Raw genomic sequence first — 26,117 nt, forward strand, 5'->3', positions numbered from 1 at the left:
TGCTAGTATAAAGCATTCTTCCGATTCCGAGTCAACACAGCAAGGTTGGAATTTGATGCACGTGCTGGCAAGCCAAGCAGAGAGTAGTTACCGAAGCTCTGGGGACGGGGCAATTGCAGTAGCGTATCTATCCAATGATGTGCTGATTGGCGGGTGATGCTGCGTTCCAGTCAGTCCCGCCCAATCGCAGATGGCTAATTTAGGAGATGAAATGTCAGAAGTTAGCAAGCAATCTAAGCCCCAAGTCCAGGGGACCGCGTCATTTTCCAAGTTCATGAACGTGTTGCAGGCGATCGCCGACTCGCCGAATATCGATATAACCGGATTAATGAATGTAGTGCCGTACCCGCGACCAACACTCTATCGCCTCCTTTCAGCGCTAATTAACGAAGAGCTGGTAATGGAAAACGGGGACCGCGGCACGTTCAAATTGGGTACGCGATTGATCAGCCTGGCCGCCCGCGCCCGGGATGAACACGATCTGCGAAGCATAGCGCATCGGCACGTCGCTGCGCTTCGCGATACCACCGGCGAGACCGTGCACCTCGCGGTTCCCAGCGGATTGGAAATGGTCTACGTCGATAAACTTGAGAGCCCGCAGAATGTACGCATGATTTCGCGCATCGGTACGCGAGTGAATCTGCACTCGACCTCCGTTGGAAAGGCCTATCTTGCGGCCCTCGATTCCGCGGTACGGGAAAATATTCTCGCGCAACTACAACTGACCCGGCGCACGGAACACACCATTACCAATCTCGATCAGCTCCGGGACGAACTCGCTCAGACCCAACAGCGAGGTTTTTCGCTCGACTGGGAAGAGAACGAACTGGACATTCGGTGCTTCGGAGCCGCGATTCTTGATTGCGGGGGCCAACCAATCGGGTGTGTCAGTGTCAGCGTGCCCAAGTATCGCTATGATTCCATCGATACCAAGCTCTTCCAAACCGCGATCCGCGCAACCGTCGATACCATCTCGAAAAGCCTGTAGTGGCGATACCGATCAGATGCGATAAAACATATCCCGCGGCGAACGCCGGCGAGGTAACCTTATGCGGCTCCTTCTGGCACTGCTCCGCCAGCATGTAGTTGTGCACCGCTGGCGGTAAGCGCCGTTAAATCGACCCACTTACCTCAGGGGTATTGATCCACTTTTTTGAGGCGAGCAAATCCACGTTCAAGGACAACAGTGCTTCCAGTTTCTCGTAAACGAGCGACTGTTGTTTGCAGTAAGCTGCGCAGCATAAGCCATAAACGCGTCAGTCAGACAGCGCCTTCTGCCAGAACTGGTGCAGGTCGGGGTTGTCTGTCCATGGATTTCCTCCTGGGATGAAAAGGCAGGAATCAGTGTGGCGAACTCTGGTGGTTGGAAACAGGTGCGGAGTTAGTGGCACTTATAAGACTGGAAAAAGCGGCTGGTCTGAGCTGGTCCTCGGAAGACCCCATACTGTTTCTCTATGCCTGAGTGCTTCAATGGTAGAAGACATACCTTTCAAGAAAGATAGCCTAAATCCTGCGCTCTAGACAGATGAGCAATGGATGAGGGGCTCCCATGCACTGTTTAAAATCCGCATGCCGGAGATCGGTCTTGCAACCTTGCATATTCCGGGCGATCGTGACCGATCCCAGGTGTTTTTCCGGAGTTTCTGGTCACGATGCCGGAATCCCCGGTCACGTTCGCCAGAATACGCAAACCTCATAGGTAAGACGAGATCTCAATAACCACACCCCTTGTTTTCAAGCTTTGGTAGCTTTTTTTAGGATCGTCATCCCTGATCACACGCAGGTCATCCTCCAGATACACCGGCGCTGGTTCTTCTTTTGTCCGAGAATGATTCTTCGGTGGTGAGGCGGCCGGCGCCCTCTCTCCCAAGTCATTTATATGAGCTACCAACGCGAATAAGTCATCATCTGGCCGCTCCGCCAGAGCCTGCTCTGCAACAGCGGGGGCGATGTCCTCTCCAATTCCCATCTGGACCAGAATCGTGATCAGGCTGTCCTGCTTGGAACCGTTAGACGCCGTCTGCCTTTCCTGATCAAATGACTCAAGAGGGGCTACAGGCTGCAAAGAGCTTTGGGCCCGGATAGACTCCCTTGGCACATCCAGATCATCGTATTGGAGAATCGTTGCCTCACGCCCGGTTCGCAACGCGGCAATCATTGGATGAATCATGGCAAGTTCTTCTTGATAGACCTTGGTTACAAGGCTCCGATCAACCACTTCCCTGCTAGCAGCGATAGCCCGCGCTTGGCTGAGGTAAAAAAGTGCAACTGCGATGTGGGCTATCCCCTGCGTATACTCCCAGAATAGATCCATCATTTCTTGATTTAGAGGGGTTGCATGCTCAAACCACTGCAGCTTCCAGAGCCGTTTGAAAAACCGCTCCCACTCTCCATCAGCGCCCTCATTCTCAGCCCGTGCAAACCGTTCCCAATCCAGACTACCAAATTGCGCTGCTCGCCTTGCCGACCGCATGGTTGGCTGGAAAAGCTCCAAAGCCTTCGGCGTTCCGATGAAAAGAACCGGAACTTTAATGACATTGGTCAGCGTTACGAAGAAATTAAGCATCTTCGCCGCCCCGCCCGAGCGAGATTTCTCCAAGTGCTGAATCTCATCAATAACAAGAACGCCAACCGAATGTAACGCTGACACGCGGGCGATATCGCCAAGCATGGACTCCGCAGAGGATCGGCTTTTTACATAGAGCGCCTGGTAATCGGTACCCAGCGCATCATCGACGGCCCGGAAAAAATTGGTGCACAGATTCTTTACCGACCCATCATGAGGGCACTCCACTTTCAGCCAGACCAATTGGGCATGCTGGTATTCTGGATGATAAATCGCTTGCGGGTAGGTTTTCAGGATTGCCTCTACCGCCGTGGATTTTCCGGTACCGGAACACCCGATAATGGAACTTACCAGGGCTTCATTTCCGGCATTTCGAACGATCGCATTGAAATCGTTATGGGCAACGTCATCCAAGTTTCGGTGATAATCCGGCGCGGCAATATTTCGACTCAGATAGCCACGACGGATCATTCCAGAAATCATTTGCTCTAATTGAAGGTGAGATTTCGTTGGGTACAGGAACTGATCAAGAATCCTCATCATTGCATGTCGCCGGATATGGGCTGGCAATGCCTTTTCAGCCTCGTCGACTTTTGGGAAACGAGCCAGCATCCTCGCTGTATCCTGCGGCGAATTAATAGGTGGCAGGGCATTAATTAATGGCTGTCCTTCGTATTCCCGGATTTCTGCTTCCCGATATTGTGCCCGTGGCAGTTTAATCATCGTCATCCTCCAGGAAGGCATCCATATCCGGGTAATCGAGGCTCTCGTTTGATTGGGTCTTATTAGAGCGGAACGGCACGACATCCGCTGGACGGTCACGCTTCGATTGTTTCCTGGATTTAATTCCGCTGCGATTTCGCTCAGCTTCTTTTTCTGTGGCGCGATTCTGCCGTATACCCCGAAGTCGCTCAGAGTCAGCAAGGGATAGTTTGCTGGCTTTCTGCCGCTTCTTCGCGTTAGAAACAATCTCCTCAACCGCGGATAGGGCGTCCGGCTTCTGATAATCCTCCTCTTGTTTGGCAGTGGCTTTGGTACGATTAATTTCTTTCACTATTCCAGCGGCCTCCACGAAGCTCATGCCTTTGTATCGCCGGCTTCGGTCCGAAAGCTCACATACCCAGTAGTTTTCGAATGCAGAGCCAGGTCTCAGGTAAACAGTGTCAGTCCGTCGCGGGTCAAAAGCGATTTCAACTCTTGAAGGGCGGTTTTGGCGGATACGGTCGAACCAGCCTTGGGCCAACGCCTCCTGACAGGTGTACACAAGTCCTTTGAAGGTGATGCCAACCTGTGACACCGTTCCACTCTCATAGGGCAGGAGATTAATGCGTGCCAAGTCTTCGTCACAGGAGCGAAGTCGGCCGGTGCGGTTTTGAATTCCCCAGTTCCAGAGTTCCCGGGGCACTGCGGGCAAGTCAGCCGGCATATCAGGCGCGAAATCATAACCTTCAACAACATGCTGGGTGTTGTAGATGATGACCAGATTAATCAACATTTGCGTGAAGTCAGAGAGGTTCAGTTCCGCATCCAGCTCGTAGCGCTTTCCGGCACGCTTTTTCCCATTTACAGGCTCAACTACCCCGCCAACATAGGGCCGAAACTTACTTTGAATAGTGTTGAAGAATCGCTCACAGATTGCTTTGTCATCACCGCGATAGGCGCGTGAATTGCTCAATTGAATATTGAATCTGTTAACCAAGACATCCGCTTGTTTGTAAAGAAGCTCCCCGCGGTCAGCCATGATGGACGCGGGAAGGCCGAAGCTTGGCCAGTCTTCTTTACTGATAGCTATTCCATAACCCTGGCAGTACGTTGTTTTATCGCTGAAGGCGTTGCTAAGCGCCACCATCGCAGCAACCCATGAGGGATTTTCGAGGCCCACATACATACCCACAACCATCCGGCTAAATACATCTTTGACAAAGTACAAAACCGGACGGCCAATGATGAGAGCAGGATCGTCCTCTGCCACTAAGTAGAGATCCGCTATGGTCGCGTCTATTTCATAACGGGCCCCCGGGCCGAAATTGAGATTGCCTGACGTGCTGGTCAACGCCCGTTTATCTTTTTGATAGATGCGGCTTGGAGTCCGCGTCCTTACCACATCAGATTTCTGTAATTCGTTTCATAAAAGTACCGGAATTGCCTCATCGTGGGCATACTTTTCTCTGTTGCAGAGGGGTTGCGCGCTTTGAAAAGCCCGACAGCCTTGTCTTTTGCAGCAGCCAAAGGGACCTTTTCGTTGGTCAGATAAAAGCCATCAAGTGCCATGCGAAAGAGCTCCGCAACTTCCGCTGTTACAGGCACCCCCACTCCTGGAGTAATCGTACGTTTTGGGCCAACCTTTTGCTCCACCTCACGTCTAGGGCGGCCTTTGGCCCCACATTTGTGATAATCCGGTGCCAGGGCATTGGGGGCCATTCCCCTTTGCCAGTATCGACGAAGCTGTCGGGTGATATACAGCCTCGGCTTATCGGTAGATTTAAGGAGTTCCTTTATCAACCGATTTCGTTCGTTTTTAATCAAAAGCGATTGGTAGTGTTCCAACAATGGGCTGATCGTGGCCCAGGCTTCATCACGCCTTGCGGCGCCAACGCTGCCATCCTCGACACTCGGTATCGGGTAGGGGTCGGAAATAGAGTCATACCCAACCGAACGGAACTCTTCTTCTGACATTGGGAAAGGCCAGGCTTTGTCACTGTCGACGTCGATCAACATCAAATCTGAGAGGTGCTCCAGGACCACACGATATCGCTTGCCTGTCGAGGGATCTTGGAATACACGATTAAGAAGCATTGTTCACCTCGGTGGCGAACTCTGGCTCTCTGAGAGTCAGGTCTCCAAATTTCCAGCTGTGAAATGCGTTGTTCAGAGGTGCCTTTATGAAACGGTGGGCTACAGCGTATCGAAAGATACTCAAATGGAATCCGCGATCGACGTTATATTGGTCATCCAGCTTCGCACAAAGCCGTGTGATCTTGGTTCGCGGATGCGACTGAAGCCGATGGAAAAGATCCTGCACATCTGAATAATCCACCTCTTGATGTGCCGCCATATCCGGGGATAGATAGGGCTGGATCCACATAAGATTTTCCCGCATCCCATCTGTGACTTCCCTCTCTGTGAAAATCTTCCATTCCACATCACGAGTTTCCCAGTAGGTTTTTTCAATCTGGAGCTTCTCCATCACTCTCAGCTTAGATAGCTCCGACGACGATTTCACTGCAATCGCCAACCGATGGCCCGATGAGAAGTCGACTAATAGGTCCGTTGAAACCACCGTTAAACCGCCATGCATCTGGGGATGACGGATTCCCAGTCGAGCACAGATATCGAGGGTATCGTCTATTCGCAGGGGGTATTGTTCTCGTATATCCGTCGTTTGCTCGAACTGATCGAAAACCAGAAACGCCAGCAGTTCTATACCAGACAACAGATGATGAATCCGACCCACCGAAGCACTGCGGATTCGAACACTCTCACCTGAACTGCTGAGCTCATGAACCTTGATGAAAGGTTCATAGTCTTTGCCTGATCCCTGGCCACGAGTTTTCAACGATTTCTCATGTTTTGGATCAAGCGGTTTGTTGGCATCTGTCATGAAAAGCCCCCTGCTATGTTGAGAATAGCAGGGGGCCTGTTTTGATCAAACTTTAATGTAAACAATCAAACATTAATGTTATTTATCAAACTTTAATGTCCTCTGACAGGCGGACTTCGGGTTTGTAACGAACTACTCCACCGTAACACTCTTCGCCAGGTTCCGCGGCTGATCCACATCAGTGCCCTTGAGCACCGCTACATGGTACGAGAGGAGCTGCAACGGCACGGTATAGACAATCGGTGACGTGATCGGGTGTACCGATGGTAGCGGCATCACGTGGATGCCTTCCTGTGGCCGCACGTCCGCCGCCTTGTCGGCAAATACAAACAGCTCGCCGCCACGAGCACGAACTTCTTCCAGGTTGGACTTCAGTTTCTCCAACAGCTCGTTGTTGGGTGCCACGGTAACCACCGGCATCTCCCCATCCACCAGAGCAAGCGGGCCATGCTTGAGTTCACCGGCCGGGTAAGCTTCGGCGTGGATGTAGGAAATTTCCTTGAGTTTCAATGCGCCTTCCAGGGCCACCGGGAACATGGCACCCCGGCCCAGGAACAGGCTGTGGTTCTTGTCCATGAAGGACTTCGACATTTCCGCAATATCGGCGTCCAGTGCCAGCACCTGGTCGACCTGGCCGGGTAGCAGGCGGATCGCCTCAACAATGTCTGCTTCCCGCGACTCTTCCAGGCCATTGTGGCGAGCCAATGCCAGCGTGAAGATCAATAGCGCAGTAAGCTGGGTGGTAAACGCCTTGGTGGAGGCGACCCCGATCTCCGGGCCGGCCTGGGTCATGATCACTAGATCGGATTCCCGTACCAGGGAGCTTCCAGGCACGTTGCAGATCGCCATGGCGGCGCGGAAGCCAGCCTTTTTGGCCTGGCGCAATGCGGCCAGGGTATCGGCGGTTTCGCCGGACTGGGAGATGCACAGGAACAGGGTGTCCGGCTGAATCACGTGTTTGCGGTAGCGAAACTCGGAGGCCACTTCCACGGAACAGGGCACGCCCGCCAGTTCCTCTATCCAGTAGCGTGCGACCATGCCGGCATGGTAACTGGTGCCACAGGCAATGATCTGTACATGGCGAACGTCCTCCAGCAGGTTGCCGGCCTGGGTACCAAGCGCCTGCTCCAGCACGCGGGTGTTGGTTACCCGGCCTTCCGTTGTGGCACGGATGACCCTCGGCTGCTCATGGATTTCCTTGAGCATGAAATGGCGGTACTCGCCTTTCTCGGCGGCGTCCTGGCTGTGTTCAAAACGGGTAACCGCACGTTCCACCGGCTGCTTGTTGCGATCGTGAATCTCAATGCGATCACGGCGGATATCAGCGATATCCCCTTCTTCCAGGAACATGAAACGGTCGGTAACCGGCAGCAACGCAAGCTGGTCGGAAGCGATAAAGTTCTCGCCGATGCCGACACCCATCACCAACGGACTGCCTTCGCGGCATACCACCATATGGTCAGGTTCGTCAGCATGAATCACTGCCAAGGCAAAGGCACCGCGTAAACGTTCAATGGCGGTGCTCACGGCCTCGTAAAGACTGTTGCTCAGGCGAAACTGCTTTTCGATGAGGTGCGCAACGACTTCGGTGTCCGTCTGGGAGGTAAACTCAAACCCCTCGGCTTTCAGTTCTTCCCGTAGTTCCTGATAGTTCTCGATAATGCCGTTGTGGACAATAGCCAGGCGATCACCAGACATATGCGGATGAGCATTGATCTGGGACGGCTCACCGTGGGTCGCCCAGCGGGTGTGGGCAATGCCGGCGGCTCCCTCAAGCCCGCTGCCGGTAATGGCATCGGCCAGGGCCGCAACCTTGCCCACTTCGCGGGCCCGGTTGATGGCTTGTTTACCGTCAATTACGGCCATGCCGGCGGAGTCGTAGCCCCGATATTCCAGACGGCGCAGGCCTTCGAGAAGAATTCCCTGAACATCCCTTTCTGATACCGCCCCTACAATGCCACACATGTCGCTGTCACCTGTCCGTTGTAAATCGTTTAAATCACTTTTTCGTCGGCCGTTCCCAACCGGAGATATTGCGCTGGCGAGCTCGTGCGACCGCCAGCTCACTCTCCGCCACATCGCGGGTGATGGTAGAGCCCGCACCGACGGTAGACCCGGAAGCGATGCTGACCGGTGCCACCAGTGAGGTGTTGGACCCCACAAACACGTCATCACCAATAACGGTTCTGGACTTGTTCACCCCATCATAATTACAGGTGATGGTTCCTGCACCCACATTTACGTTACGGCCAAGTGAGGTATCACCAACGTAACTGAGGTGGTTGATCTTGCTGCCCTCACCGACATCGGCTTTTTTGGTTTCGACAAAGTTACCCACCTTGGTCCTGGCCGCCAGTCGGGTACCCGGCCGGAGGCGTGCAAATGGCCCGATACTGGCGCCCGCACCCACGTCCGCACCGTCGATAACTGAGTGCGCTTCAATTTTTGCACCAGCTGCTACTTGGCTGTCCCGTATCACACAACCCGGCCCGATACTGACGCCATCCGCCAGGGAAACCTTGCCCTCAAACACAACGTTAACATCGATCAGCACATCCTGGCCCACAGACAACTCGCCACGCACATCCACACGAGCGGGGTCGGCCAGGGTTGCGCCCTCCGTCATTAAACGGTCCGCCTCCTGACGCTGCACCCAGCGCTCAAGTTCGGCGAGTTGAAGACGGTTGTTAACGCCCTGGACTTCGTATTCGCTGGCAGGCCGGGCAACGGCGATCTCCACTCCGCGATCAGCCGCCATGGCAATGATGTCGGTCAGGTAGTATTCACCCTGAGCGTTGTGGTTGGAGAGCTGCGGCAGCCAGTCCTTCAAGTGACGCGCTGAGATCGCCAGGATGCCGGTATTCACCTCCCGGATTTGCTTCTGGGCATCAGTGGCATCCTTCTGTTCCACAATCGCTCGCACCTTGCCGCTCTCATCCCGCAGGATGCGCCCGTAACCATCCGGTGTTTCCAGGTTCACGGTTAACAACGCGAGTGAACGATCACTTACTTGAGAAACCAGGTTTTCAAGCGTCTCAACTTTGGTTAGCGGTACGTCGCCATAGAGAATTAACACCCGCGCCTCATCCGGCAGGGCCGGCAGGGCCTGAGCAACCGCGTGGCCCGTGCCCAGTTGCTGTTCCTGCAGTGCCCAGATGAGATCCTCTGCGGGAGTTATCTGCCGAACCTGGTCCGCACCATGCCCAATGACGCCATGGATACCGGACGCGCCCAATTGGCGGGCGGTATCAATAACGTGATGGAGCATGGGCTTGCCAGCCACCCGGTGGAGAACTTTCGGCAGCGACGATTTCATTCTTGAACCCTGGCCGGCGGCCAGAATCACAACGTGAAGGGGAGTCATACGATTACCACGCTCCGGATCGGTAGCCAGTTTCAATGCCTGAATACAAAAAAACCGCACCCTTGGTTGCCTGACAACGTTTCGCTGTTCTCAGGCGACTCAGGATGCGGTTTCGGTGATCGGCAGTCCCGAACAGAAATGCTTAACGCATCTTGTTGCGCAGCTGCTGGATGGTGCGAAGCTGGGCAACAGCTTCGGCCAACTCGGCAGCGGCACGGGAATACTCGAACTCACCCGTTTGGTTGGCGAGTGCCTTCTCAGCCTCACGCTGAGCTTCGATCGCCGCTGCTTCGTCCACATCCTTGGCACGGACAGCTGTGTCCGCGAGCAGCGTTACCAGATTCGGCTGAACTTCCAGATAACCACCAGACACGTAGAGGATCTCCTCCTCTCCGCCCTGCTTGATTATACGGATAGGACCCGGCTTAAGCTGGGTCAGCAGCGGCGTATGACCCGGGGCAATACCCAGGTCACCTTCAGAGCCCGCTGCGATCAGCATTTCAACCAATCCGGAATAGATCTTTGTTTCGGCACTTACCACGTCACAATGCACGGTCATACCCATGTTGTTGCCTCTCTGATCGATCCGGAAACAAGCGCTTTAGGCTCAGATTACTTCTTCGCCTTGCTCTTCATTTCCTTCGCTTTCTCGACCGCTTCCTCAATGGTACCAACCATGTAGAACGCCTGCTCAGGCATATCATCATAGTCACCGTTGAGAATGCCCTTAAAGCTGCTGATGGTTTCCTTCAGGGAAACGTACTTACCGGGGGAACCGGTGAAGACTTCAGCAACATGGAACGGCTGGGACAGAAAACGCTCGATCTTACGGGCACGGGCAACGGTCAGCTTGTCTTCTTCTGACAGCTCGTCCATACCCAGGATGGCGATGATGTCTTTCAGCTCCTTGTAGCGCTGCAGATTGGTCTGCACGCCACGAGCCACTTCGTAGTGCTCGTCACCGATGACCAGTGGATCCAGCTGACGAGAGGTGGAGTCAAGCGGATCGATCGCCGGGTAGATACCCTTGGAAGCGATGTCACGGCTCAGTACCACGGTCGCGTCAAGGTGGGAGAAGGTGGTCGCCGGGGACGGGTCAGTCAAGTCATCCGCCGGTACGTAGACCGCCTGGATAGACGTGATGGAACCGGTCTTGGTCGACGTGATCCGCTCCTGCAGCTCACCCATCTCCTGGGCCAAAGTCGGCTGGTAACCTACCGCGGACGGCATACGGCCGAGCAGGGCTGATACTTCGGTACCCGCCAGGGTGTAACGGTAGATGTTGTCGACGAACAGCAGTACGTCACGACCTTCATCACGGAACTTCTCAGCCATGGTGAGACCGGTCAGGGCCACACGCAGACGGTTTCCGGGAGGCTCGTTCATCTGGCCGTAGACCATCGCTACTTTATCAAGGACGTTGGAGTCCTTCATTTCGTAGTAGAAGTCGTTACCTTCACGAGTCCGCTCACCAACACCGGCGAATACGGAGAGACCGGAGTGCTCTTTCGCGATGTTGTTGATCAGCTCCATCATGTTGACGGTCTTACCAACACCAGCACCACCGAACAGGCCAACCTTACCACCCTTGGCGAACGGGCAGATCAGGTCGATAACCTTGATGCCGGTTTCCAGCAGGTCGGCAGATGCAGACTGATCTGCATAGCCCGGTGCCTTGCGGTGAATCGCCCAGCGCTCGTCTTCGCCGATCTCGCCCTGTTCGTCGATCGGACGACCCAGAACATCCATGATACGGCCCAGAGTCTGGGTGCCAACCGGTACCGAAATGGCCTTACCGGTGTTGTCTGCTTTCAGGCCTCGCTTGAGACCCTCGGTGCTGCCCATGGCGATGGTACGAACAATGCCGTCGCCCAGCTGCTGCTGGACTTCCAGAGTTGTTTCGCCACCTTCAAGCAGCAGTGCGTCATATACGTTGGGTACGGAGTCACGTGGGAATTCCACGTCGATAACCGCGCCAATGATCTGAACGATGTGTCCGCTACTCATGCTCGGTTCCTCGTTATCTAGATAGTCAATAAAACCAGTTGGATTGTTGGCGGATCAGACCGAAGCCGCGCCGCTGACAATCTCCGAAATCTCTTGGGTGATGGCTGCCTGACGCGCCTTGTTGTACGCCAACTGAAGCTCGTCGATGATGCCACCGGCGTTATCAGTTGCGCTCTTCATGGCGATCATACGGGCGGCCTGTTCACATGCCAGATTTTCTACCACACCCTGGTACACCTGGGATTCAATGTAACGTGGCAGAAGGCCATCGAGGATCTGCCTGGCATCGGGCTCGTAGAGATAATCCCACTGGTTCTTGATCTCTTCCTCGTCTTCCCCCGGAGGCAGCGGCAGAATCTGCTCCACCTGCGGGGTCTGGGTCATGGTGTTCTCGAACTCGTTGCTGACCAGGTAAAGACGGTCGATCTTGCCTTCCGAGAACGCGTCCAGCATGACTTTGACGTTGCCGATGAGTTTGTCAGAGCTCGGGCTGTCCCCCAGATGGGTCAGCGCCGCAACGACGTTACCGCCGTAGCTCCTGAAGAAAGAAGCACCTTTCTGCCCGATGGCGCACAGATCAGCCTCTACCCCTTTCTCCTTCCACGCTCGCATGTCACGGACAAGCGCTTTGAACAGGTTGATGTTCAGACCACCGCACAGGCCTCGATCCGTAGACACCACCACATAGCCCACGCGCTTTACTTCACGCTCGACCATGAACGGGTGCTTGTACTGGACGTTCGCCTTGGCAATGTGCCCAATAACCTGACGCATCTTTTCCGCATAAGGGCGTGTCGCCTTCATGCGTTCCTGAGCCTTACGCATCTTGCTCGCCGCGACCATTTCCATGGCGCTGGTGATCTTCTGCGTGCTCTTGATGCTGGATATCTGGTTACGTATTTCTTTTCCGACGGCCATAACTCACTGCCTTCTCAAGTTAGACACTCATTGCTCTAAAATCGGCCTGCAACACGTTGCAGGCCCATTCGTTACCAGCTCTGAGTGGTCTTGAATTTCTCAAGTGCAGCTTTCAGGCTCGCGGCGATTTCATCGTTGTAATCGCCTTTCTCGTTGATCTTGTCGAGAAGTTCTTTCTGCTCGGACCGCATCCAGTCCAGCATCAGTGCTTCGAACTTCACTACATTGTCGACATCAACGTCGTCCAGGAAGCCTTCGTTGGCTGCGAACAGAACCGTACCCATTTCAGCCACGGACATCGGGCTGTACTGGTTCTGCTTCATCAGTTCGGTTACCCGCTGACCGTGTTCAAGCTGCTTACGGGTCGCTTCGTCAAGATCGGAAGCGAACTGTGCGAAAGCGGCCAGTTCACGATACTGGGCCAGCGCCAGACGGATGTTACCGCCAAGCTTCTTCATGATCTTGGTCTGGGCTGAACCACCCACCCGCGATACCGAGACACCCGCGTTCATCGCCGGACGAATACCGGAGTTGAACAGGTTGGTCTCCAGGAAGATCTGGCCGTCGGTGATCGAGATCACGTTGGTCGGTACGAACGCGGAAACGTCGCCGGCCTGGGTCTCGATGATCGGCAGAGCCGTCAGGGAACCGGTCTGGCCCTTCACTTCGCCGTTGGTCAGTTTTTCAACTTCCTCGGCGTTGATCCGGGACGCACGCTCCAGCAGACGGGAGTGCAGGTAGAAAACGTCACCCGGGTATGCTTCACGGCCCGGCGGACGACGCAGCAGCAGGGAGATCTGGCGATAGGCCACAGCCTGCTTGGACAGATCATCATAGATGATCAGGGCGTCTTCACCGCGGTCACGGAAGTATTCACCCATGGACGTGCCGGAGTAGGGTGCCAGGAACTGCATCGCTGCAGGATCGGCGGCGCCGGCGGCAACCACGATGGTGTGATCCATAGCACCATGCTCTTCCAGCTTGCGCACAACCGCGGCAATGGAAGACTGCTTCTGGCCAACTGCCACGTAGATACACTTGATGCCAGAATCTTTCTGGTTGATGATCGCGTCGATGGCGACGGCGGTCTTACCGATCTGGCGGTCACCGATGATCAGCTCACGCTGGCCACGACCGATTGGTACCATGGTGTCAATGGCTTTCAGACCGGTCTGGACCGGCTCATCAACGGATTGACGAGCGATAACACCGGGAGCCACTTTCTCGACCGGTGAGGTCAGATCGGTGCCCAGTTCGCCCTTGCCATCAATGGGATTACCCAGGCCATCAACCACACGACCCATCAGTTCCGGACCCACCGGTACTTCCAGGATGCGGCCGGTGCAACGAACCTTCTGGCCTTCCGCCAGGTCTTCGTAGTCACCCAGTACAACCGCGCCCACGGAGTCACGCTCCAGGTTCAGGGCCATACCGAATATGCCGTTGGCAAATTCAATCATCTCACCGTACATAACGTCGGCGAGACCGTGGATCAGTACGATACCGTCAGAAACGGAGAGGATCGTACCTTCGTTCTTTGCATCGGAAGAGATATCGAGCTTTTCGATTCTCTTCTTGATGATGTCACTGATCTCGGATGGATTCAGTTGCTGCATGCCTTTATCCTCAAACCTTGTGCTGAAATCAGGAGCCCAGAGCGTCGGCCAGTTTGGTCAGCTTTCCGCGTACAGATGCGTCAATCACCATGTCGCCGGTGCGTACAATCACACCACCGATCAAAGACTTGTCCATTGACGCTGCGAGTGACACTTGGCGCTCGAGTTTGGTCGACAGTGCCTGGGCGAGCTTCTGCTGTTGTTCGTCCGTCAGCTCATATGCCGAGGTGACTTCAATATCAACAGTACGCTCAAAGTCAGCCCGGTACGTGTTGAAGAGCGCTGCAATTTCGGGCAGAAGACTCAACCGGCGATTGGCCGCCAGAATCATTAAGAAATTGCGAACCGACTCTGTGACGTTGTCTCCAACGCACTCCAGAATCATGTCTGCCTTCTTCTGCTCTTCGGTGCCTGGACTGGCGAGAAGCTGTCGAATGTCTTCGTTGGCTGTAATCTGCCCGGCAACGGTTAGCACTTCAGACCATTCAGCCAGTTGCTTCTGGTCCTGAGCGGCCGAAAATGCTGCCTTTGCGTAAGGGCGGGCCAGCGTTCTCAGTTGTGCCATGATGAACCTCGTCGTTTAGAGTTCTGCTGCCAGCTTGTCCAGCATCTCACTGTGCTTGTTGGCATCGACAGAGGTTTCCAGGATCTTCTCAGCACCAGCAACCGCGATGGCGGCAATTTCCGCACGCAACGCGTCACGAGCCTGATTGCGCTCCTGCTCAATTTCGGCCTTGGCCTGCTCAATCAGCTTCTGGCCTTCCTTGCGAGCATCGTCTTTCGATGCTTCCACAATCTGGGCCGCACGCTTGTTGGCCTGTTCGATCAGGCCAGCCGCTTGCTGCTTGGCTTCACGCAGTTCCTGAGCTGACTTTTCCTGAGCCAGTTCCAGATCGCGCGCAGCGCGGTCTGAGGCAGCCAGTCCGTCAGCGATCTTCTTTTGACGCTCCTGCAGTGCGGCCATAATCGGCGGCCACACATATTTCATGCAGAACACGACAAAGATAAAGAACGCGATGGCTTGACCAATCATCGTCAAATTAATGTTCACGTCTTCACCTCTCGCCTGTTGTGTAAAGAATCATCAGACCGGGAAGTTCCCCGGCGGCGACTCGATTAACCGGCGATCTGGCCGACAAACGGGTTGGCGAAAGTGAAGAACAGAGCGATACCAACACCGATCATGGTTACGGCGTCCAGCAGGCCTGCAACGATGAACATTTTAACCTGCAGCATCGGGGTCATTTCCGGCTGACGCGCGGCGCCTTCCAGGAATTTGCCACCGAGGATACCAAAGCCGATAGCAGTACCCAGGGCACCCAGGCCGATCAGCAGTGCAACGGCAATCGCGGTCATTCCAACTACAGTTTCCATGATAACTCCCAGTTTTCAGTTAGGTTTTCAGTTTAAGGGTTTCGGTTTTCAAACTACGGTTTAATGGTTCCGATCAATGACTGTCTTCATGAGCCATGCTCAGGTAAACAATCGTCAGCATCATAAAGATGAACGCCTGCAGCGTGATGATCAGAATGTGGAAAATGGCCCAGGGTACCGACAGCGCCCACTGTGCCCAGAATGGCAGCAGGGCGATCAGGATAAAGATCAGCTCACCGGCGTAGAGGTTACCGAACAGACGCAGTGCCAGTGAAATGGGCTTGGCCAGCAGGCTCACGCCTTCCAGCAGCAGGTTGACCGGTACCAGCAGTACTTTGAGAAAGAAGTTGTCGGAAGAGAACGGGTGCAGGGTCAGCTCGCCGACAAAACCACCAACACCTTTGACCTTGATGCTGTAGTAGATAATCAGGAAGAACACGGAGAGCGACATGCCCAGTGTGACGTTAACGTCCGTGGTCGGCACCACCTTCATGTATTCCAGACCCATCATGTGGAACAGCTGGGGCAGGAAGTCTACCGGCACCAGATCCATCAGGTTCATCAGGAAGACCCAGCAGAAGATGGTCAGCGACAGGGGTGCAATCACCTTGTTTCGGCCGTGGAAGGTCTCCTTCACGCTGGTATCAACAAACTCGATCAGGATTTCAACGAAGTTCTGAAGGCCGCTGGGCTGACCAGAGGTAGCACGCTTGGCCGCCATGCGAAACAGGATCAGGAACAGGGCGCCCAGTGCAACAGCCCATCCAAGAGAATCCACGTGAACGGCCCAGAATCCCATATCGGAGGCTTCCCGGGCATTATGGGCCATGGTCCAGCCCGCTTCTGACATCACCGAACCATCCGCACGCTCGTAACCGGCCGGAAGTTTACCGTAGGTGAGGTTCTGGAGGTGGTGCTGGATATACTCTGATGCGCTGCCTGCCATAACGTTCTCTCAGGTCCTGTTAGCTTCGCTGCGTTCTGCGGCCCGCTAGGAGCGGAGTCAACCAATTGGTGACCAACATGATCGCAAATGATAAAAAAAGTGCCGCTATATCAAGCGACGGAATCCATTTGAACACCATCGTAAACAGGATGGCGCACAGGATGAGCTTGCCGGCCTCACCCTGGTAAAAAGAACTCATGATCTGCCTGGCAGACCGCGCGCCGGAGTAGCGGAAAGCCTTGAAGGCAAAATAACCGTGGGGCAGAAGAAAAATAAGCCCCCCAAACAGTGCTGAATAACCGGCCACCTGGCTTTTAAAGAGGAATGCCAGACTGACGACGACCAATACCACACTTTCTATTACAAACCATCGTGCGATGGGCGGACGCTGTATCCCACCCTGTTCAGCCTTCGTCATGGTATTTCCCGGTTGCCACACCGCTTTGGTTCGGTGCCGTTTATTAATTAGACAATCGCACCGATACAAGCGCCGCAGATTATATGTGTTCAATCTACACGAATCAACAAAACCGGAACGGTCGCTCCGCCCCGAAACACGCAGAAAAACTGGCGTTGGGGGGCATGAGGGACACAAATAGACACCAACATGAAGGGGCAGCACTATATGTAGTGGTACCTAGTCAAAACTGACCTTTGGTACCCCGCCGTTGGTCGCAGAGTGCCAACACTAAATTGTTAACAGTGGCGCTATGGAAACCCTGCCAGGGACGTTACTTGATATGGCCTAAAATGCCATCCAGTTCGTCGAGAGAGGTGTATTCGATAACCAGCTTGCCCTTGCCACGCTGGCCATGGTCGATCGACACCCGGGCACCGAGTCGCTCGGCCAGGTCGTCCTGCAGGGCACGGATGTTCGGATCCACTTCACCCTTGGCTTTCTTGCGGTTCGGCGATTCCTGTTGCACCCGGCGAACCAGGGCTTCCGTCTGCCGCACTGACAGGGATTTCGCGACCACCTGTCGCGCCACCTGCATCTGCTGCTCGGGTTGAAGCGTAAGCATGGCCCGACCATGACCCATTTCCAGATCACCGTGCTCCAGCATGACACGAACGTCTTCCGACAGGCTGATCAGCCGCAGCAGGTTGGTGATGGTGGTACGGGACTTCCCCACCGCTTCCGCGACCTGAGCCTGGGTCAGGCCGAACTCATCCTGCAGGCGTTGTAGCGCAAAGGCTTCTTCGATGGGATTGAGGTTCTCGCGCTGGATATTCTCAATCAGCGCCATGGCGATAGCGGCATCATCCGGCACGTCGCGGATAATGGCGGGAATGCGGTCGAGCTCGGCCATCTGGGTGGCTCGCCAGCGGCGCTCGCCAGCGATCAGCTCAAAGCGGCCTTCGGCAATCGGACGCACCACCACGGGCTGCATCACGCCCTGCTGGCGAATGGAGTCAGCCAGTTCCTGCAGGGCCGCCGGATCCATGTCACGGCGAGGCTGGAACCGGCCACGCTGGATCAGGTCGATCGGAACTTCCCGGAGCTCACCATCGTGATCCTTCAGTTCCTGGTCCAGGTTGACCCTGGAGCCCTGCAACAGAGCGCCCAGTCCGCGCTCACCCAGTCCTCGTTTCTTCGCCGCCATGGTGTTTGTCATTCTTCCCGATGAAATATCTGTGTGCAAAGGAGAGGTAGTTTACACGGCAACCGCCGCGGATGTCTTTTGCGATCCATGCCGGCGTACCATCTCACCAGCCAGAGCCAGATAGGCCACCGCGCCCTTGGACGCGCGGTCGTACTTCAGGGCCGGCATACCATAGCTGGGGGCTTCCGCCAGCCTCACGTTGCGGGGGATCACCACGCGGTAGACCTTGTCACCGAAAAACTCGTTGAGCTGACTGGACACATCCAGAGTCAGGCTGTTGCGGGGGTCATACATGGTGCGCAGGATGCCTTCCACCTGCAGATCCGGGTTGACGGTCTCCTGAATCTGCTCAACCGTGTTCATCAAGGCCGCCAGACCTTCCAGGGCATAGTATTCGCACTGCATGGGAATCAGCACCGTATCCGCCGCTGACAGCGCATTGACGGTCAGCAGGCTGAGGGACGGCGGGCAGTCGATCAGGATGTAGTCGTAGTTCTCCCGCACCTTGTTCAGGGCCAGGCGCAGGCGATGCTCGCGGCCGATTTCGTTCATCAGCTCCACTTCGGCGGCGGTCAGGTCGCCGTTAGCCGGCAGTATGTCAAACCCAGAGACTTCGGCCCGGAAAATCACCTCGGCTGCCGTTGCCCGTTTGGTGAGCATGTCGTAGCCGGAGAGCTCCAGGGCATTCTTATCCACACCACTGCCCATGGTGGCGTTGCCCTGGGGGTCCATATCCACCAGTAACACGCGGCGCTTGGTTGCGGCCAATGACGCAGCCAGGTTGACGCAGGTGGTGGTTTTACCCACACCGCCTTTTTGATTGGTCACTGCAATCACACGCGCCATGACTCGCCTCCTGTCGTGAAATTCTGATGGCTGGAATCCCGACCGATCACCAGCAGGTGCCGGTCGCCGTCCGAGCCAGGTACCGATAATGACTGTCGGGATGTTACCTGCCAACCCACTGGCAGGACAGCCACCTCATCATCCGGAAACTGGCCTTTCATGGCAAGGAACTCGCCCTCATCCACAAGCAGATGCCCGCACCAGTTGACGAGGTTATCCAGTGCCGTAAACGCTCGACTGCTGATCTGCTGGTATCGGATCGCGGGATCACAGCTTTCAGCCCGGCCGTGAATGATCTCCACATTCTTCAGGCCGAGTTCCAGCACACACTGGGTCAGGAAGCGGGTTTTCTTGCTGTTGCTGTCCAGTAGGGTAAAACGCCTTTCGGGCAACGTGATTGCGAGGGGGATGCCAGGCAACCCGCCTCCGGCGCCAACATCCAGCAGATGGTCCGCGGTAACAAATGGCAGGATACTGAGGCTGTCCAACAACTGGCGCGACACCATCTGTCGTGGCTCCCGTACAGCCGTCAGGTTATAGGCCCGGTTCCACTTATTCAGCAGGGCCAGAAACGCCAGCAACTGTTGCTGGCTGGCGCTGCCCAGTTCCAGGTTGAGGTCAGCCAGGCCCTGGGTGAGCTGGCGTTGCCAGAGTGCGTCGCTCATGGGCGCACTCAGGCGGATTGCTTGCGCAGCAGGTCGCGCTTCTTGAGATGCACCAGCACCTGGGAAATGGCGGCCGGGGTCACGCCCTGGATGCGTGAGGCCTGGGCCACGGTTTCCGGCCGTACTTCCTTGAGCTTCTGCTTGATCTCGTTGGACAGGCCACCAATGGCATCAAAATCAATATCATCCGGTAAACGGGTATTTTCATTCCGGCGCAGACGCTCGATTTCGTCCGCCTGACGGGAGATATAACCCTCGTACTTGATCTCGATTTCCACCTGATCCGCCACCGCCGGGTCGTCTGCTTGGCCTTCGGCCATGTCAGCAATGTGGCGATAGTTGATTTCCGGGCGCCGCAGCAGCTCTGCGAGTGTCTGGTCTCGGTTCATGGGCTGACGCAGGTGGCTGTTAGCGGCGTCGCCGCCAGATGTTCCCGGATGAATGCGCGTGGTTTCCAGGCGCTGACGTTCTGCGGCGATGGCTTCACGCTTGCTGTTAAAGGCCTGCCAACGCTGGTCATCCACCAACCCGAGCTTGTGGCCGGTTTCCGTCAGGCGAAGGTCGGCGTTGTCCTCCCGCAGGATCAGCCGGTATTCAGCACGGCTGGTAAACATACGGTACGGCTCGGAGGTACCCATGGTGATCAGGTCGTCCACCAGAACGCCGAGGTAGGCTTCGTCACGGCGGGGGTACCATTCGTCCTTGTCCTGAGCACGCAATGCCGCGTTGATACCTGCGAGAAGGCCCTGGGCACCGGCTTCTTCATAACCGGTAGTGCCATTGATCTGGCCCGCAAAGTACAAGCCCTGGATGAACTTGGTTTCCAGGGTGTGGCGCAGATCCTGTGGGTTCAGGAAGTCGTACTCGATGGCGTAGCCGGGCCGCGTAATGTGGGCATTCTCGAAGCCGGGAATGGTGCGCACAGCCGCCAACTGAATATCGAACGGCAGACTGGTGGAGATGCCGTTGGGGTATAGCTCATTCGTCGTCAGCCCTTCCGGCTCCACGAAAATCTGGTGCGAGTCCTTGTCGGCAAACCGGTTGACCTTGTCCTCGATGGACGGGCAATAGCGAGGCCCGATGCCTTCGATGTTACCGGCAAACATGGGCGACCGGTCAAAGCCACTGCGAATGATGTCGTGGGTTTGTTCGGTGGTGCGGGTAACGTAGCAACAGACCTGTTCAGGATGCTGGTTGCGGGAACCCAGGAAGGACATCACCGGCGCCGGGTCATCACCCCATTGCTCCTGCATCACGGAGAAATCCACGCTGCGGGCATCGATACGGGGTGGGGTGCCGGTTTTCAAGCGCCCGACGTTGAACGGCAGTTCCCGCAGACGCTGTGCCAGCGCATTGGCCGGTGCGTCACCGGCACGGCCACCGGAATGCTGCTGCATGCCGATGTGGATAACACCGCCAAGGAAGGTTCCGGTGGTCAGCACCACCGTGGGCGCGCGAAAACGGATGCCCGACTGGGTCACCACGCCGGTGATGCGCTCGCCATCCACAATCAGGTCGTCAGCAGCCTGCTGGAACAGCGTCAGGTTGGGCTGGTTCTCGAGGATCTCGCGGATCGCCGCCTTGTACAGCACCCGGTCTGCCTGGGCGCGGGTGGCTCGTACTGCCGGCCCCTTGCGCGAGTTGAGCACGCGGAACTGGATGCCCGCCTTGTCAGTCGCCATCGCCATGGCGCCACCGAGAGCATCGATTTCCTTGACCAGATGACTCTTGCCGATGCCGCCAATGGCGGGGTTGCAGGACATCTGACCCAGGGTCTCGATGTTGTGGGTCAGCAGCAGGGTCTGGGAGCCCATGCGTGCAGCCGCCAGAGCGGCTTCAGTGCCGGCATGGCCACCACCAATGACTATGACATCGAAACGGGTCGGATAATCCACAACATCACCTCGGCAAACGGGGACTCAGAAAAATTCTCGGTCTCAGGAAACTGCCTGAAAATCAGGGCGGGGAGTATAACGCCTCACCCGGTAAATTGCAGTCAGAATGTGCAAATTTTAACCAGACAGGCGGGGTTATCGAAAGACCTCGAGCATTACCTACCCGATACATAGGGTTCCACGCCGGGTTTCACGAATAGTGGATAACCGAAATCTGACAGATATCAGCGGCTTGTAGACACCTTCTCAGAAAACTTTTCAAGAAAGTTATCCACATATCAGATGTACCCTATAACGCCTTATTATTCAATCTAACTATTTGTTTTAAATAACTTATTTTTGTTCTAACCAAAGCTTATCCGAAGGTTATCCAATAAATTATCCACAGTTTGGTGCTGCCTGCGGTCGTCAGAACTGATCCATCTCTTTTGATTGCGGGGCGGCCGTCATGCCGCGACCACCAGGAGACTGGCTGGCCTGTTGTTCAAGCTCCAGTGCAATCGCGTTGGTGGATTTGGCAAACCGTGCCAACAGGTTGTATAGCACCGGAATAATAAACAGGGTCAGGGTGGTGGCGAACACCAGCCCGCCGAGGATCACGATACCGATCGACGCCCGGCTTTCCGCCCCCGCGCCCGTTGCGAGCACCAAAGGCACGGCACCGAAGACCGTGGATATGGTGGTCATCAACACCGGCCGGAAGCGCAGGCTGGCACCTTCCAAAATCGCGTCCCTCACTTCATAGCCCTTATCCCGGAGCTGGTTGGCAAACTCGACAATCAATATGCCGTTCTTCGCCATCAACCCCAGCAACATGATGATGCCGATCTGGCTGTAGATGTTCAGGCTGATGCCGGCCCACCACAGGCCCAGCAGGGCTCCGGTAACCGCCAATGGGACCGACAGCATGATGATCAGCGGGTGAATCCAGCTTTCGAACTGGGCAGCCAGCACCAGGAAGACAATCACGAATGCCAGGCCAAAAGTGACGTAGATCGCCGACGACGATTCCTGGAATTCCCGCGATAGCCCTTTGTAGCTTACCCTTGCCTCCGGCGGCAGGTTATCCACAGCCAGGTTGTTCAGATACGTCAGTGCCGCCCCAAGATCATAGCCATCGGCCAGGGAGGCACTGATGACAACCGCCGGCAAGCGGTCGATGCGTCTCAGGTCGGGATTGGCGCCGATCTCCTCCACCGACACCAGCGCCTGGAGAGGGATCAGGGTGCCTCCCTCACGGGGGCGCAGGAAAATCTGCCCCAGGTCCGACGGCGTTGCCCGGTCAGCGTCCGCGGCCTGGAGGATGACATCGTATTCGCGTCCGCGGTCCAGGTAGGTGGTGACTTGCCGTGATGCCAGCATGGTCTGCAGTGTCAGGCCCACATCCTCAATGGTGACATCCAGGTCCGCGGCGCGCTCCCGGTCGATGGATACGCGCAGTTCGGGGCGGGTCAGTTCGAAATCAGTGTCCAGATTCAGCAGGTTCGGGTTGTCCTTCGCCCGCTCGACGATTTCCTCGCTCCAGGCCTGCACACTTTCGTAATCCGGCCCGGCCACTACGAATTCCACTGGTTGATCAAAGCCGCGCTGCCCAAGCCCCGGTGGGTTCACCGCAATCGCGCGAATACCTGTGACCTGGCTAAGCTTGCCTCGCAGCTCGCTGGTGATCTGCTGTTGTTTGATCTCACGGTCTTCCCAGGGCACCAGGCCCATGATCATGAACGCGTTGTCCTCTTCGTCGCGGAAGCCCACGATCGACAACAACCGATTGGAGACACCGTCTTCCAGATAGGGCAACAGTTCCTGCTCCGCCTGACGCACGTAATGATCGGTGAACTCGACCGTCGAGCCCCGGGGGGCACTGGTCGGCATGATGATCACGCCCCGGTCTTCCGTAGGCGCCAACTCCTGCGGCAATCTTGGAAAAATCGCTGTGGCAACGATAAGCCCGACAAGCCCAAGTCCCAGCAACAATCCGGGCTGGTTGAGGGCGAATCGGAGCATGCGTTCGTAACCATGGGTCAGGCCATTGAGCACTTTTTCACTGGCCGCCCACAAGCGATGTCCTTCCGCCGATTCCGGGCTGTGTCGCAACCATTTTGAACACAGCATGGGCGCCAGGGTGAGCGCCACCAGGCTGGACACCACCACCGCCGCCGCCAGGGTGAAGCCAAACTCGGCAAACAGTCGCCCGATGTTGCCGCCCATAAACGAAATCGGCACAAACACCGCCACCAGGGTGAGCGTGGTGGCAATAACGGCAAAGGCCACCTGCTTGGCGCCGCGATAGGACGCCAGCAGTGGCGGTTCGCCCTCATCGATCCGGCGCTGGATGTTTTCCAACATGACGATGGCGTCGTCCACCACCAGACCAATGGCCAGAATGACTGCAAGCAGGGTCAGTACGTTGATGGAGAAACCGAGGAAGCCCAGCCCGATAAAGGCGCCGATAACCGCCACCGGGATGGTCACCGCCGGTATCAAGGTGGCCCGCCAGGACCGCAGGAACAGGAAGATCACCAGAATGACCAGGGACACCGCAATGGCGAGCGTAAACACCACTTCCTTGATCGACGCGCGGATGAATATCGACTCGTCGTAGCTTTCGGCAATGGTCACTTCCGGGGGCAGGGTCTCGCGTATCTTCTCCAGCTCCGCACGCACGGCATCGGACACTGCCACCGTGTTGGCCTTGGATTGACGAATGATGCCCATGCCGATTGCAGTCTTGCCGTTGGCCCGCAGTCGGCTGACATCGGACTCAACCCCCATCTGGACATTGGCCACCTCGCCGAGGCGCAGAAGATCATTGCCGTCGCGACGAATCACCAGATCACGGAACTGCTCCACATTGGTGAGCCGGCCTTCTGCACGCACCGTGAAGTTACGGGTGGAAGAGTCCACCGAGCCGGCGGGCAGTTCAACGTTATTGGCCCTCAGTGAGCGCTCGACCTCGGCCACGGTGATATCCCGCGCGGCCAACCGTTCACGGTCCAGCCAGACCCGGATGGCGTAGCGCCGCTCACCACCAATGCGTACGTCGGCAACGCCATCCAGCACGGACAGTCGGTCGGCAAGCACCCGTTCGGCAAAATCGCTCAATTCCGCACTGTCCCAGATGTCACTGCGCAGGGTCACCCACATCATCGGGCGGGCGTCCGAGTCGGCCTTCTGGACCACCGGCGCCTCAGCCTCTTCGGGCAGCTGATCGGCAATGCGGGACACGGCATCGCGCACATCGTTGGCGGCGATGTCGACGTTGCGGGAAATGGTAAATTCGATACTGGTTCGGGATTCGCCCTGTTCGGTGGAGGACTCAATGGAGCGAATACCTTCAATCCCGCTGATAGCCCCTTCAACCACCTGAGTGATCTGGGTGTCCACCACTTCGGCGGCGGCGCCGATGTAATCCGTGGAAATGGACACCACGGGTGGGTCAATGTCCGGATACTCCCGCACAGGAAGCCCCAGCAACGCCGCCAACCCGAAAACTACAATAAGAAGACTGAGAACCGTCGCAAAGACAGGGCGTTTGATGGAGACATCAGACAGGATCACGGTTCAGGACTCCAGGGAGTTGGCAAAGCGGTTGTCGGGAATCACGTTTTCCCCTTCCACCACACTGATCCTGTCGCCACTGCTCAATCTGTCCTGGCCGGTTACAATCACCTGCTCATCCAGCGACAGTCCGTCAACGATTTCCACCAGGCCAGGCATCCGGGACCCCAGGGTCACCGAAACCCGTCGGGCGATACCGTCTTCGGCCACGAACACATACTTCTCGTCACCGCGAATCATTACTGCCTGCTCGGGAATGACCAGGGATTCTCGTTCGCGGAGTGTCAGCGTGGCCGACATGAACTGCCCAGGCCGAAGCTTGCCATCGGGATTGTCGATCAGCGCCCTGACAGGCAGTGTTCGGCTCAGTTCATCAATTCGCGTGCCCAACTCCACCAATTCACCGCCAAAGGTTTCCCCGGTATAGGCCGGCGACGTGCCCCGCACGGTCTGGCCAATGTGAATCTGGCCGAGGAAGCGCTCGGGGATTGCGAAGCCCAATTCCATCTTGGTGGTGGAATCCAGGGTGGCCACCGACGTGCCTGCACCGAGATAAGTTCCCAGGCTGATATCGGAAAGGCCAATAACCCCGGCAAATGGCGCTTCAATACGGTGGTTGTCGAGCCGGGTTCGGGCGGCCTCGCGCTGAGCTTCCGCCACATCGACAGCGGTGCGCAATTCATCCACCTGGGACTGGGATATGCTGTTGTTGGCCTGGAGTTTCCGGGCGCGATCAAACTGGCGACGGGCGTCGGAGAGGGTAGCTTCCGCCACCTGCAGATCGGCGCTGGCCTGACGATCATCCAGCCGCAGCAACAGGTCACCGGACTGGACCCGCTTTCCCGCATCAAGGTTCATTTCAACGACACGACCGCTGACTTCGGTGGTCAGTTCCACCTGATCTCGGGCCTGAAGGCTACCCACCGCCCTGACGGTGTCACTGACCAGCTCCATTTCGGGGGTGACCGTATTCACCTTGCTGGCAGGGCGTTCCCGCTGGGCGTCCGCCGCCTGCTCGCCGGTCAGATGCTGCCAGGAGAATGCCCCCCCGGCGGCCAAAGCCACGAGTACCAGAGCGATCAACCATTGCTTAACCATAATTGCATTATCCGTCTGCTTGATTGTGCCCCAACAACCGGCTGAAGGTTCGACATGGG

22 protein-coding genes are annotated in these 26,117 nt (G+C 56.3%); 1 reads left to right on the plus strand and 21 read right to left on the minus strand.

Annotation, left to right across the window (positions count from 1 at the left end):
• The first annotated feature begins 211 nt into the window (after positions 1-211).
• Positions 212-988 (plus strand): IclR family transcriptional regulator, encoded by a 777-nt coding sequence (locus tag AXW11_RS05795; protein ID WP_041332689.1) that lies wholly within the window; start codon positions 212-214, stop codon positions 986-988.
• Positions 989-1,693: 705 nt separating this feature from the next.
• Here the strand turns inward: AXW11_RS05795 and AXW11_RS05800 are convergent.
• From AXW11_RS05800 to AXW11_RS05900, 21 genes are all read right to left on the minus strand, one after another.
• A complete protein-coding gene (locus AXW11_RS05800) occupies positions 1,694-3,289 on the minus strand; it encodes an ATP-binding protein (RefSeq protein ID WP_041332692.1) in 1,596 nt (531 codons plus the stop codon).
• Complete coding sequence (locus tag AXW11_RS05805; RefSeq protein ID WP_220387384.1) at positions 3,282-4,619, minus strand: TnsB C-terminal domain-containing protein; 1,338 nt, start codon at positions 4,617-4,619, stop codon at positions 3,282-3,284. The genes AXW11_RS05800 and AXW11_RS05805 overlap by 8 nt, the downstream gene beginning before the upstream one ends.
• A gap of 44 nt (positions 4,620-4,663) precedes the next feature.
• A complete protein-coding gene (locus AXW11_RS05810; RefSeq protein ID WP_220387385.1) occupies positions 4,664-5,362 on the minus strand; it encodes a hypothetical protein in 699 nt (232 codons plus the stop codon).
• A complete protein-coding gene (locus AXW11_RS05815; protein WP_041332694.1) occupies positions 5,352-6,167 on the minus strand; it encodes a heteromeric transposase endonuclease subunit TnsA in 816 nt (271 codons plus the stop codon). Before AXW11_RS05815 ends, AXW11_RS05810 begins: the two co-directional genes overlap by 11 nt.
• Before the next feature lie 132 nt (positions 6,168-6,299).
• The gene (gene glmS / locus AXW11_RS05820) at positions 6,300-8,132 is read right to left on the minus strand and encodes a glutamine--fructose-6-phosphate transaminase (isomerizing) (RefSeq protein ID WP_041332695.1); all 1,833 of its coding nucleotides are present in this window, start codon (positions 8,130-8,132) and stop codon (positions 6,300-6,302) included.
• A gap of 34 nt (positions 8,133-8,166) precedes the next feature.
• Positions 8,167-9,531: a bifunctional UDP-N-acetylglucosamine diphosphorylase/glucosamine-1-phosphate N-acetyltransferase GlmU gene (gene glmU, locus AXW11_RS05825; protein WP_091643281.1), complete on the minus strand. Its 1,365-nt coding sequence runs from the start codon at positions 9,529-9,531 to the stop codon at positions 8,167-8,169.
• 142 nt (positions 9,532-9,673) lie between these two features.
• On the minus strand, positions 9,674-10,096 hold the full coding sequence (locus tag AXW11_RS05830) for a F0F1 ATP synthase subunit epsilon (RefSeq protein ID WP_007153013.1): 423 nt from the start codon (positions 10,094-10,096) through the stop codon (positions 9,674-9,676).
• Positions 10,097-10,143: 47 nt separating this feature from the next.
• Positions 10,144-11,538 (minus strand): F0F1 ATP synthase subunit beta, encoded by a 1,395-nt coding sequence (gene atpD / locus AXW11_RS05835; protein WP_036211702.1) that lies wholly within the window; start codon positions 11,536-11,538, stop codon positions 10,144-10,146.
• A 54-nt stretch (positions 11,539-11,592) separates the two neighbouring features.
• Positions 11,593-12,456 carry a F0F1 ATP synthase subunit gamma gene (gene atpG / locus AXW11_RS05840; RefSeq protein WP_036211705.1) on the minus strand — a complete coding sequence of 288 codons (864 nt, stop codon included), beginning with the start codon at positions 12,454-12,456 and terminating at the stop codon, positions 11,593-11,595.
• Between the two features lie 71 nt (positions 12,457-12,527).
• A complete protein-coding gene (gene atpA / locus AXW11_RS05845; RefSeq protein WP_041332697.1) occupies positions 12,528-14,072 on the minus strand; it encodes a F0F1 ATP synthase subunit alpha in 1,545 nt (514 codons plus the stop codon).
• Positions 14,073-14,100: 28 nt separating this feature from the next.
• On the minus strand, positions 14,101-14,637 hold the full coding sequence (locus AXW11_RS05850) for a F0F1 ATP synthase subunit delta (protein WP_007153009.1): 537 nt from the start codon (positions 14,635-14,637) through the stop codon (positions 14,101-14,103).
• Between the two features lie 15 nt (positions 14,638-14,652).
• Positions 14,653-15,123, minus strand: a complete 471-nt coding sequence (locus AXW11_RS05855) for a F0F1 ATP synthase subunit B (protein ID WP_036211711.1) — start codon at positions 15,121-15,123, stop codon at positions 14,653-14,655.
• 65 nt (positions 15,124-15,188) lie between these two features.
• Positions 15,189-15,446: a F0F1 ATP synthase subunit C gene (atpE, locus tag AXW11_RS05860; protein WP_012138088.1), complete on the minus strand. Its 258-nt coding sequence runs from the start codon at positions 15,444-15,446 to the stop codon at positions 15,189-15,191.
• A 73-nt stretch (positions 15,447-15,519) separates the two neighbouring features.
• Positions 15,520-16,392, minus strand: a complete 873-nt coding sequence (atpB, locus tag AXW11_RS05865) for a F0F1 ATP synthase subunit A (protein ID WP_036211714.1) — start codon at positions 16,390-16,392, stop codon at positions 15,520-15,522.
• Between the two features lie 19 nt (positions 16,393-16,411).
• Positions 16,412-16,810, minus strand: coding sequence for a F0F1 ATP synthase subunit I (locus AXW11_RS05870; protein WP_036211717.1), 399 nt, complete (start codon positions 16,808-16,810; stop codon positions 16,412-16,414).
• Between the two features lie 313 nt (positions 16,811-17,123).
• Positions 17,124-17,996, minus strand: a complete 873-nt coding sequence (locus AXW11_RS05875; RefSeq protein WP_036212072.1) for a ParB/RepB/Spo0J family partition protein — start codon at positions 17,994-17,996, stop codon at positions 17,124-17,126.
• 51 nt (positions 17,997-18,047) lie between these two features.
• Positions 18,048-18,842: a ParA family protein gene (locus AXW11_RS05880; protein WP_041332702.1), complete on the minus strand. Its 795-nt coding sequence runs from the start codon at positions 18,840-18,842 to the stop codon at positions 18,048-18,050.
• Complete coding sequence (gene rsmG / locus AXW11_RS05885; protein ID WP_041332703.1) at positions 18,830-19,507, minus strand: 16S rRNA (guanine(527)-N(7))-methyltransferase RsmG; 678 nt, start codon at positions 19,505-19,507, stop codon at positions 18,830-18,832. Before rsmG ends, AXW11_RS05880 begins: the two co-directional genes overlap by 13 nt.
• Before the next feature lie 8 nt (positions 19,508-19,515).
• Positions 19,516-21,402, minus strand: coding sequence for a tRNA uridine-5-carboxymethylaminomethyl(34) synthesis enzyme MnmG (mnmG, locus tag AXW11_RS05890; RefSeq protein ID WP_041332705.1), 1,887 nt, complete (start codon positions 21,400-21,402; stop codon positions 19,516-19,518).
• A gap of 408 nt (positions 21,403-21,810) precedes the next feature.
• Entirely contained in the window at positions 21,811-24,960 is a 3,150-nt protein-coding gene (locus AXW11_RS05895) for an efflux RND transporter permease subunit (RefSeq protein ID WP_075196411.1), read from the minus strand.
• Between the two features lie 3 nt (positions 24,961-24,963).
• A complete protein-coding gene (locus tag AXW11_RS05900) occupies positions 24,964-26,058 on the minus strand; it encodes an efflux RND transporter periplasmic adaptor subunit (protein WP_091643221.1) in 1,095 nt (364 codons plus the stop codon).
• Positions 26,059-26,117 lie beyond the last annotated feature (59 nt).

Origin of the sequence: Marinobacter sp. Hex_13, assembly GCF_001566815.1 — a bacterium.
GTDB lineage: Bacteria > Pseudomonadota > Gammaproteobacteria > Pseudomonadales > Oleiphilaceae > Marinobacter > Marinobacter salarius.